The sequence below is a fragment of the Streptococcus sp. HMSC072D05 genome (assembly GCF_001815805.1).
GTDB lineage: Bacteria > Bacillota > Bacilli > Lactobacillales > Streptococcaceae > Streptococcus.
This window is the reverse complement of sequence record NZ_KV822038.1, coordinates 365,212-375,544: the sequence shown is the minus strand read 5'-3', so window position 1 is coordinate 375,544 and position 10,333 is coordinate 365,212. Positions and strand designations below refer to the sequence as shown.

The 10,333-nt window shown below is 39.5% G+C and carries 9 protein-coding genes; 1 reads left to right on the top strand and 8 read right to left on the bottom strand.

The features are described from left to right. Positions 1 to 222: 222 nt before the first annotated feature. The 6 genes from HMPREF3057_RS07645 to HMPREF3057_RS07620 all read right to left on the bottom strand — a co-directional run bounded on the left by HMPREF3057_RS07645 (position 223) and on the right by HMPREF3057_RS07620 (position 7,224). The gene (locus tag HMPREF3057_RS07645; protein WP_000823413.1) at positions 223 to 1,062 is read right to left on the bottom strand and encodes an amino acid ABC transporter substrate-binding protein; all 840 of its coding nucleotides are present in this window, start codon (positions 1,060 to 1,062) and stop codon (positions 223 to 225) included. 15 nt (positions 1,063 to 1,077) lie between these two features. After that, positions 1,078 to 1,707 (bottom strand): amino acid ABC transporter ATP-binding protein, encoded by a 630-nt coding sequence (locus HMPREF3057_RS07640; protein ID WP_049501498.1) that lies wholly within the window; start codon positions 1,705 to 1,707, stop codon positions 1,078 to 1,080. A gap of 10 nt (positions 1,708 to 1,717) precedes the next feature. Continuing rightward, the gene (locus HMPREF3057_RS07635) at positions 1,718 to 2,359 is read right to left on the bottom strand and encodes an amino acid ABC transporter permease (RefSeq protein WP_000121156.1); all 642 of its coding nucleotides are present in this window, start codon (positions 2,357 to 2,359) and stop codon (positions 1,718 to 1,720) included. A gap of 388 nt (positions 2,360 to 2,747) precedes the next feature. Next, complete coding sequence (locus HMPREF3057_RS07630; protein WP_000723553.1) at positions 2,748 to 4,547, bottom strand: Spy0128 family protein; 1,800 nt, start codon at positions 4,545 to 4,547, stop codon at positions 2,748 to 2,750. Positions 4,548 to 4,838: 291 nt separating this feature from the next. Continuing rightward, the gene (locus HMPREF3057_RS07625) at positions 4,839 to 6,068 is read right to left on the bottom strand and encodes a tetratricopeptide repeat protein (RefSeq protein ID WP_001065926.1); all 1,230 of its coding nucleotides are present in this window, start codon (positions 6,066 to 6,068) and stop codon (positions 4,839 to 4,841) included. Further along, a complete protein-coding gene (locus HMPREF3057_RS07620; RefSeq protein WP_000400294.1) occupies positions 6,058 to 7,224 on the bottom strand; it encodes an AI-2E family transporter in 1,167 nt (388 codons plus the stop codon). Before HMPREF3057_RS07620 ends, HMPREF3057_RS07625 begins: the two co-directional genes overlap by 11 nt. 144 nt (positions 7,225 to 7,368) lie before the next feature. Between HMPREF3057_RS07620 and HMPREF3057_RS07615 the strand changes: the two genes are divergently transcribed. Continuing rightward, the gene (locus HMPREF3057_RS07615; RefSeq protein ID WP_000665595.1) at positions 7,369 to 8,382 is read left to right on the top strand and encodes a lactonase family protein; all 1,014 of its coding nucleotides are present in this window, start codon (positions 7,369 to 7,371) and stop codon (positions 8,380 to 8,382) included. Between the two features lie 32 nt (positions 8,383 to 8,414). On the opposite strand, the gene HMPREF3057_RS07610 is transcribed toward HMPREF3057_RS07615, so the two are convergent. Then, positions 8,415 to 8,834: a F0F1 ATP synthase subunit epsilon gene (locus HMPREF3057_RS07610; protein WP_000940836.1), complete on the bottom strand. Its 420-nt coding sequence runs from the start codon at positions 8,832 to 8,834 to the stop codon at positions 8,415 to 8,417. Positions 8,835 to 8,844: 10 nt separating this feature from the next. Continuing rightward, positions 8,845 to 10,251 (bottom strand): F0F1 ATP synthase subunit beta, encoded by a 1,407-nt coding sequence (gene atpD / locus HMPREF3057_RS07605; protein WP_000094371.1) that lies wholly within the window; start codon positions 10,249 to 10,251, stop codon positions 8,845 to 8,847. Positions 10,252 to 10,333 lie beyond the last annotated feature (82 nt).

The following is a 10,333-nucleotide window of genomic DNA, read 5'->3' as shown; positions in this document are numbered from 1 at the left end:
TTCGAAAATCTCTTCAAACCACGTCAGCGTTGCCTTGCCGTAGATATATGTTCCTGACTTTGTCAATCTTATCTACAACCTCAAAACAGTGTTTTGAGCAGCCTGCGGCTAACTTCCTAGTTTGCTCTTTGATTTTCATTGAGTATAAACCCTTATCCTCTGGTACTTTCCAGAGGATTTTTCGATGCAAAAAGAGACTGAGAAAAAACTCAATCTCTTTTCTTATTCTTGATTTTTAACTTGACTGGTGGCTACATCTTCCCCAAACCATTTCTGGCTGATTTCCTGGAATTTTCCTTCTTGGTATAGTGATATAAAAGCCTGATTCAGAGCAGCTAGCAAAGTTTTATCAGCAGGTCTAACACCCACTGCAAATGCTTCACTTTCAAATCCAGCTGAAAAGACATTGTAGTCATTTAATATTCCTTCAGACTGGAGATAATAATTGGCATATACCCGGTCAATCACAAGGGCATCAATCCGATCATTTTTCAAATCAATCAAGGCTTCATTGAAACTTTGGTATTGATTGGCCTTCTGATCTTTCACTTGATTCTTGAGTAGTTCGGGTTGTCCTTCAAAATTCAAATAGCCAGAAGATCCTGCCTGGGCCCCTAAAACTTTGTCAGTCATATCCTGAATTGAGTGGATATTTTGAGACTTTTTAGAGACCAAAACTTGTTGATTTTCCATGTAAGGAATGGTAAAAGCAACCTTCTCTTTCCGTTCATCTGTAGCTGTATAGCCATTCCAGATGGCATCAATGGTACCATTTTGTAGCTCGGTTTCTTTCATATCCCAGTCGATGGGTTGAAATTTAATCTGAATTCCTAGCTTTTCAGAAACAGCTTGGGCCAGGTCAATATCAAAGCCTGCATACTGGCCATTCTTTTCCTCAAATCCCATGGGAACAAAGGTATTGTCAAAGCCAATGGTAATGCTTCCCTGTTTTTGATATTTGGCCCAATTATCCTGATTTGGATCACTTGCCTTCTGAGTACAAGCCGTCAGGAAGAAGCTAAAGAACAGAGCAAGTACAAGGGCAATTTTCTTTCTCTTCATAGGCACCTCCTAGTCCTACTTTGGATCAACCTTAAGGATCTGATCAGCAATGTTTTCCGCAAACTGAAGATCGTGGGTCACAACAATCTGGGTCATCCCACGCTCTTTATTTTGAAGGATAAGTTTTTCTACTTCTAATCGCAATTCTGGGTCTAAGGCTGATGTAGGCTCATCATATCCAATAATTTCTGGGTTTATCATCATGGCGCGTGCTAAGGCCACCCGTTGTTTTTGCCCACCTGAAAGTGAGAATGGAAAGGCATCTGCATGTCCAGCTAACCCAAGCTGTTCTAACAAACCACGCGCCCTCTTCTCAGCAACTTCCTTCTCCATGCTCATCGTTTTTATGGGCGACAGAGTTAAGTTATCTAGAACTGACAAATGCGGAAAGAGTTGAAAATCTTGGAAAACAAATCCCAGAAGATTGCGCTTTTCTAGTTCGTCTATAGCTAGCGATTCGCCGTTATAGTAGATTTCCCCCGAATCGATGGTTTCCAATCCAGCTAACATACGTAATAGGGTTGTCTTTCCGCCTCCTGATGGACCTACGATTGCAAGGATTTGCTTTTCAGGAATAGATAGGCTGAAGTTGGTTAAGATTTGTTTGCCACCAAAGGCCTTGTTGATATTTTGTAATTCTAACATAGCAATCCTCCTATCTGTAATAACTGTACTTCTTCTCAAGTTTTTTCGCTACAATGGTTACAAGACCAATCATAATCAAATAAATCGCTCCGGCTAAGAACATAGGAACAAGACTAGCATCTCGATTGGCTGCTGTCCGACTTGCCAAAATCAAATCTGAAATCCCAAGGGCATAAACCAATGAAGTATCCTTGACTAAACTCATGATTTCATTAAAGACGCTCGGTAAGACAATCTTTGTAACCTGAGGCAAAATAATATAGCGCACTGTGTCAAAAGGACTAAACTTCAAAACCTTAGCAGCCTCATATTGACCTTTAGGAATGGTTTCAATCCCACCACGAAAGATTTCAGCAAAGTAGGCTGCATAGTTCAATACAAAAGCGATCACAGCAGCAGGCAAACGATCTAAACGTATCCCAATGCTAGGGAGAACATAGTAAATAAAGATTAATTGCAAGAGCAAGGGAGTCCCTCGCATCACCCAAATATAAAGGTCAATCAGATAATGGAGGGGTTTCCAGCGGACTTGTAAAGCAAAGGCAACGACAATACCTAAAGGAATTGAAAAGATCAAGACCAGAGCAAAGACTTGAAGAGTCATACTTGCACCGTTCAATAAACTTGGTAATATCTCAAACATATAAGACATACTGCACCTCCTAAAAATTATTGTTCCTATTATAGCATAAATAAACAATTTAGCAAGGGTTTTTGTAAAAAAATTCTATAATTATTGAACTATACACCTTTATCTAAGAAATCAGAGCGAAATATCATCTTACAGAATTCGAAGAATTATAAGGATTCTAGACGAGAATATAGGTTTAACTTCTAATTCTGAGAGAACAATAATCAAAATATTTTTATCAAATATCTATAAAGATTTCAATGATATAGAACTCTATTTACTCTCATTCACTTCATACCTCTAGAGATATAAAAAAGAACCACTTTATAAGAATAGTATCATTTCTACTATCCATACAAGTGGCTCTTTGATGATGCCATAGCAAGGGCATCAAAATTTTTCAACTAGATTATTTAACTTTTTTGAAACGGAATAAGAGAATGGAACCAAATGCAAGTACTACTCCTACAACAGTAAGCAAGATAGTCATTTCAGATGTACCAGTATTTGGTAGTTCTTTATTTTCTTCTGGTTGTTTAGGTTTGTTATCTGAAGAACCCGGAGTCTCAGCAACATAAGTATTTATGATGGTTGGATTATTACCTGTAACTGTTGCTACAAGTTGACCTTGACCATTGTCTACAACTTTTACTGTTACTGTATAAGCATTTTTATCATAAGTTACACCAGTTTCATTACCAGCTTTTTCAGTGATCGTGTATGTGTGAATTCCTGCAGCAGTGTATTCAATCGCTGGGAAAGCAACTGTTCCGTCTGCAGCATTCTTAGCTGTAGCTACAAGTTTGTCGCCTTCTTTCAATTCAAATTCATATTTATCTGCCTCAAGAGTTTTACCATTTAGGACTTTTTTAGCAGTAATTGAAGTTGTTGCAGATTTAGCAGAATACGAATTTACAAAAACTTTATTGTCATATTTAACACTTGCAAACTTCTCACCATAAACATCTGTTACAGTAACTTCTGCGTTAATAGTCTTATCATCGTAAGCAAAACCTGGTTTTTGATCATTAACTTCTTTGATCTGATACTTATAAGTACCCACTGTAGAGAATTTAACGGCTTTAAATTTCACTTTGCCATCTTTATCATTCTTAACAGTTTCCACAACTGATCCGTTTGGATCAAGTAGTTGGAAGCTAAATTCTTCAGCAGCTAAGTCTTTTCCTTTTAACTGCTTAGAAACCTCAAATGAAACTTCTGTAGAACGTGAACCTGAACTAATACCTTCAGTTGTGGTTAATGGTGCAAAACCTTCTACATCAAAGTTTTCAGTCGAAGTCGTAATTTTAACGTTATTGAAAGCTTTCTTTGTTGTATTATCAACTGGAGCTGTGATACGAGTCTTATAAACTACATACAAACCTTGGTTGATTAGATCACCATTACCATTTGGAGTAATAGTGAAGCGATTAGAATCTTGAACAACAATGTGACTTGGATTCAAAAGAGGATGATGTTCATCCTTACCCCATTCAGTAAAGTAGTAACCTGTAATCTCACTAGCTAATACTTGCCCTTCAGGGATTGTATCTTGAATCGAAACGCCTTCATAAGGATTAGCATATTTGTTTACGCGAATATACCAATTAATATAATTTGGATCGTTCGTATCTTGAACTCCCCATTTAGTAAATCCTGTTGGATCCTCATCTGGAACAATACGAGTCAAATTGTATACTCCTGCTCCAGGAATGTCGATTGGATATGATTTATTGAGTTCAACATTATCAGCCCATACAACAGTAAATAAGGCCGAAATTTGTTTCTCTTCAGGTAAGTTAGCAAAATAATCTTCGTTAGTTACCGTTACAGTCGCTGTATTTACAGACTTATTTGTCGTTAACTCAGCAACTTTAGTGACTCCATCGTTACCAAAGATTTCAGTAGTTGAATCTGTTTCAATTTTGAATTCATTTGGAACTTTATAAACCATAAAGTCACCATTCTTCAACGTTGTTGAGTTGTCGAATTTGTAGGTGGTTTGAAGGTAAAATTTCCCTTCACCATACTCTGCACCGTCAACTAACTTATTATTGTTAATTGTCGGTACTGTCGTTAGCGTATAGCTACTAGATGGTAGTTCAGCAGCTTTAACCACATTGCTAGTTCTTAGTACTGGGATAAATACTGAAGCTACTAACAATAGCGCCATGAATGCATGAGAAAGTTTTTTATTAATCTTTTTCACAACATTTGCCTCCTTTATTTTTGGGGATAGATTCCCTTATTTATTATTATATATTCTTATATAAATTTGTCAAGTATTTCATAGTAGTTCGATGTTCAAATCATACCTTTAAACTCTTATTTTATAGGGTGTAGCAGGCTTTCATCGTTCAAAACTTCATCTAAATTGGCTATAAGAAATTCTAACATTTATATTATATTAGTAAAAAAGAAAAGACCTCTGAGGTCTTTCAAATCATTCATTTAAAGTCATTCGTTTCTGTTAATAAAATTTTACAAAAAATAGAAATCCTTAAAGTGTCTCTAATAGTTCTTGCATCTGAACATCATCTGGAACGAGTTTTAAATAAGCTTCAGCTTGCACTTTGGCTTCTTCAAAATACCCCAATTCACGTAGGAGATAAGTATACTGCTCCAGAAATTCAGGATTATCCTTGAGATCAAGCGATAGTTCCTGATAGAGCTCATAGGCCTTATCTAAATCCTCAATTTCCTGATAAGAACGGGCAATCATCCACTTGGTCAGGAGGTTTTCAGGTTCTTGACTTTGGAGAGCAATGATATCTTCGTACCGCTCTTGTTCCATATAAATGGTTGCAAGGCGAAGGAAAATTTCTTCTGTATCCTCTGCATCTTCTTTGGCAGTAAGGAGAAATTGCTCTGCACTACTAGGATCATGCAATTCATACGAAAACTGAGAAGCAGCCAGTAAGAGCCGAGTTTCAAATGGATTTTTCTCCAAACCTTGTTTAGCGATACGAAGGGCCTCTTCCACCTGATGTTCCTTATGCAAAGCTTGACTATAACCATATTCATATCCTTCAAAGTCAGGTGAAATGGTATCAATCTGCTTAAAGTAAAGAACAGATTTTTGATACTCTTCTTGGTCAAAGTAAAGACTAGCCAGTTCAAAGGCAGTTTGGTCATCGTATTCTAATTCTAAAGCTTTTTCTAAGAATTCAGTTGCAGCTTCAAACTTGCCTAACTGGGCATAAGCGTAGCCAATTCGTTGATAGGTTGAGACACCCGTTTGCTCATAGATGGAGCGATTGTCTAATTGAGCATAACCCTGAATAGCTTCCTGATAATTTCCTAACTCACTATCCAACTCAGCCAAACCAAAAACTAATAAGGGATCGTCTGAGTAGTTTAGGGCTTCCAGTAACTTTTCACGCGCTACATCTGTCAATCCTTCCAACTGATAGAGGTCAGCCTTCAAGGCCAAAGCCGACACGTACCAGTCACTTTCGGGTGTGATTTCCTCAAGGTAAGCAAAGGCTTCCTCAACATTGCCATCCTCACTAGCAATACTTGCTAAATTCAGATTCACTTCTGGAAATTCTGTAACGATTTTTTGGTAAATTTCTTTTGCTTGAGGATAAAAGCCAATTCCCTCTAGATAGCTTGCTAGTTCGTAAAGAACTTCACTTGAATCTGTTTCGAGGGCTTTGTGAAAATACTGATCCGCTTTGATTAAATCCTGTTCATCCAAAGCCTGGAGCATGTGTTGACTATTGTTCACTCTTGATTTCCTCCCCTTCTTCTTCATACAAACCGCTGACTTTTTTATACCAGTTAAAGATAGCTGAGATAACGACCTTGGCAGAAGCATAGACAGGAATTCCCAGCAAGACTCCCCAAATACCAAACATAGAACCTGAAGTTAGGAGAACAAATAGGACATTGATTGGATGGATGTTTAGCTGACTACCTAAAATAAGCGGAGAAACGAAGCGACCTTCAATCGTTTGTTCAACAATAAAGACAATAATCACTTTCAAAAGCATCACAGGTCCTGCTATCAAGCCCAAAACCAAAGCAGGCAACATGGCAAGAAAACTACCCAGGTAAGGTACTAGATTGAGGATACCAGCCGTGATCCCCAGAGTCACAGCATATCTGAGACCAATAATCTTAAAGAAGATAATAAACATAATTGCCACGATAATAGCAACTGTAACCTGCCCTCTAACATAGTTTGACAACTGTTTATTAACATCTGACAAAACTTGTCCGACAGGTTCTTTTAACTTGTTTGGGATAAACTTAGTCAAATAGTCTCGTAGACCTTTCCCATCTCTCAAAAGATAAAAGAGCATGAAGGGTACGATAATAACCGCAACAATGACCTGGGAAACGCTACTGATAAAGGCGCTAACCCAGTTAACAGCTTGAGAAGAGATTTTGCTGGCCCACATGGTCGCCTCACTAGAAACATTGGAAAGAACCTGCTCCAACTGTGGTCTAAAATCATCTGGCAAGCGTTTGGTTACAAGGTCATTGATCACCTTATCAGCATCTTCCAGGTATGTCGGCACATTCTTCGCAAAATTTAAGACTTGACGTTGCAGATTAGGAATTGCGACTGCCAATCCCCAAATGATAAAGAGTCCGATAATGACAAAAACAATACTAATGGCAAGAACACGATTGATCTTGTGCTTCTCCATCCAGTCCACAATCGGATTGAGGAGGTAATAAAGTAAACCAGATAAAATAACTGGCAACATGACAACCCCTAAAAAGTCCAATACCGGTAAAAAGATAAAACTAATCTTACTTAGAATAAAAATGTTTAGCCCCAGTAACAAGGTTACTAAAAATACAGTGATGGCTTTATTATCTAAAAACCACTTAAAAAACCAAGATAGGCTAAAATGTTTCTCTTTATGTTCCATAAATACATCCTTTCTGTCATTCTCTCATTATACCATTTTTAGACTAAAATAACTCTTTTTTAAAGTGCTTACATGGATGAATCTGATGCTTCATGACTGCCATTTTGTGGTATAATGAACTTATCATTATTAAGAGGTATGGACATGAAAGAAACTGTTTATTTTGGAACTTACACTCGTCGCTTATCTAAAGGGATTTACAAGGCAGATTTTGATACAGAAACAGGCCAGCTTGCAGATCTTGAACTCTTTGCTGCTGAACCAAGTCCGACCTACCTTGCCTTTGACCAACAGCAACACATATACACCGTAGGAAGCCAGGATGGCTTAGGTGGAATCGCTGCATACAAGACAGATGGCGCTTTGCTAAATCATGTGGTTGAAGAAGGCGCTCCCCATTGCTATGTGGCAGTGGATGAAAAACGTGGTCTCGTATACGGAGCTAACTACCACAAAGGCCAAGTTCTAGTTTATAAGCGCCAAACGGATGGTAGCCTCATCCAAACGGATCTAGATCAGCATAGAGGACAAGGCCCTCATGAAAACCAAACTTCTCCACATGTACACTTTACAGATCTAACACCTGACCAGTATCTCGTCACCTGTGATCTAGGTACAGATGAAGTAACGACCTACGATGTTAGTCCAGAAGGAAAACTAAGTAAGCTCCACACTTATCACGGCCAAGCTGGAGCAGGTGCTCGCCACATCGTTTTCCACCACCACTATAAGATTGCCTATCTCATCTGCGAACTTAATAGCACTATCGAGGTCTTGATTTATGATGGGGTCGGTGAATTTGAACGCATGCAAGTCATTTCAACCTTACCAGATGGATACGAAGGCTTCAATGCTACTGCTGCCATTCGTCTTTCAAAAGATGGCAAATACCTCTATGCATCTAACCGAGGTCATGATTCCATTGCAGTCTATACAATCCTCGCTGATGGTAGCTTGGAATTATTAGAGATTGTACCAAGTCATGGTAAAAATCCACGTGATTTCGACCTAACTCCTGATCAAGAGTTTCTCATTGCTGTTCATCAAGATTCTGATAACGCAACCGTCTTTAAACGCAATCCTAAAAGTGGTCGTCTTGCAGAACTTTCTAACGACTTTCATGTCCCTGAAGCAGTCTGCATCAACTTCCCACATTAAAAAAAATGAACTTGAGTTTCAAGTTCATTTTTTTATAGTCTATTTCCGACATTGATACGGTTGATAGCACGTTGCAATGCGATTTTTGCACGACGCTCTTGGTCAATCAAATGCTTGTCATGGGCTTCTTCGATTTCTCGTTCAGCGCGAAGTTTTGCACGTTCAGCACGACTGATATCGATATCACGAGCACGTTCTGCTGAGTCTGCTACAATAGTAATGATGTCATTGGCAATCTCGATAATTCCTCCGTTCACTGCAATCCAGTTCACATGAGTATCATCATCGATACGTTTTACCTTCACTTCATCAACCGCTAAAACCGCAATCATATTTTCATGTCGTGGCAAGATCCCCATCTCACCATCCAGAGTTCGTACCGATACAAAGCTGGCATGGTGATCATAGACGAGGCCATCTGGTGTCACGATCTGGACAGTTAAATGAGCCATAGATCACCTCTTAAAATCCCATTTTCTCAGCCTTAGCAATGACGTCTTCGATTGAACCGACACCACGGAAGGCATCTTCCGGTAGATGGTCATGTTTTCCTTCAAGGATTTCCTTAAAGCCGCGAACTGTTTCCGCTACTGGCACATAAGAACCAGGTTGACCAGTAAATTGTTCGGCAACGTTGAAGTTTTGAGACAAGAAGAACTGGATACGACGGGCACGAGCAACCAAAGTCTTTTCTTCATCAGAGAGTTCATCCATACCAAGGATAGCAATGATATCTTGCAATTCATGGTAACGTTGAAGGACACGTTTGACCTCAGCAGCAACTGCATAGTGCTCCTCACCAACAATCTCAGGTGCCAAGGCACGAGAGCTTGAAGCCAACGGATCAACGGCTGGGTAGATACCCAACTGTACTAACTTACGTTCCAAGTTTGTTGTTGAATCCAAGTGAGCGAAGGCTGTTGCTGGCGCTGGGTCAGTGTAGTCATCTGCTGGCACATAGATAGCCTGGATAGAGGTTACAGAACCCTTCTTGGTTGATGTGATACGTTCTTGCAATTGACCCATTTCAGTAGCAAGTGTTGGTTGGTAACCAACGGCTGAAGGCATACGCCCCAAAAGGGCAGATACTTCTGAACCAGCTTGAGTGAAACGGAAGATATTGTCGATAAAGAGAAGCACATCTTGGCCTTCTACATCACGGAAGTATTCGGCGATTGTCAAACCAGTAAGGGCAACACGCATACGTGCTCCTGGTGGTTCATTCATCTGACCAAATACCATGGCTGTTTTCTCTATAACGCCTGATTCTTTCATTTCCCAGTAAAGGTCGTTCCCTTCACGAGTACGTTCCCCAACACCGGTAAATACTGAAATACCACCGTGTTCTTGGGCAATATTGTGAATCAATTCTTGGATCAAGACAGTTTTACCAACTCCGGCACCACCGAAAAGTCCAACTTTACCACCTTTTAGGTAAGGGGCAAGAAGGTCGATAACCTTGATCCCTGTTTCCAAGATTTCAGATGAGGTAGACAATTCATCAAAAGTTGGAGCTTTCTTATGAATCGGCTGACGCTCAGCGTCTTCAGCGAAAGGAGCATCCAAGTCGATGGTATCTCCCAAAACATTGAAGACACGTCCCAAAGTTTCTTTACCTACTGGAACAGAGATTGGACGGCCTGTGTCCAAAACTTCCATTCCACGAGTCAAACCATCTGTTGATTCCATGGCGATCGTACGAACCATACCATCACCCAACTCCAAGGCTACTTCAAGGACGATTTTTGTTTTTCTTTCGTCATTTTTGTAGACGACAAGTGCATTATTAATCTCAGGAAGTGTTTCCCCTGCTGCGAACAAGACGTCGACAACGGGTCCAATAACCTGAGCAATTTTACCTGAACTCATCTCCTTCTCCTATTCTATATAAGATACTGTCGGTTCCTAGCTCAACTAGGTCCTAATACTCTTCGAAAATCAAATTCAAACC

Excerpts from the sequence above, each read along its gene's own strand:
- atpD (WP_000094371.1), bottom strand. The coding sequence starts at position 10,251 with ATGAGTTCAGGTAAAATTGCTCAGGTTATTGGACCCGTTGTCGACGTC.
- HMPREF3057_RS07640 (WP_049501498.1), bottom strand. The coding sequence starts at position 1,707 with ATGTTAGAATTACAAAATATCAACAAGGCCTTTGGTGGCAAACAAATC.
- HMPREF3057_RS07635 (WP_000121156.1), bottom strand. The coding sequence starts at position 2,359 with ATGTCTTATATGTTTGAGATATTACCAAGTTTATTGAACGGTGCAAGT.
- HMPREF3057_RS07610 (WP_000940836.1), bottom strand. The coding sequence starts at position 8,834 with ATGGCTCATTTAACTGTCCAGATCGTGACACCAGATGGCCTCGTCTAT.
- HMPREF3057_RS07645 (WP_000823413.1), bottom strand. The coding sequence starts at position 1,062 with ATGAAGAGAAAGAAAATTGCCCTTGTACTTGCTCTGTTCTTTAGCTTC.
- HMPREF3057_RS07620 (WP_000400294.1), bottom strand. The coding sequence starts at position 7,224 with ATGGAACATAAAGAGAAACATTTTAGCCTATCTTGGTTTTTTAAGTGG.
- HMPREF3057_RS07615 (WP_000665595.1), top strand. The coding sequence starts at position 7,369 with ATGAAAGAAACTGTTTATTTTGGAACTTACACTCGTCGCTTATCTAAA.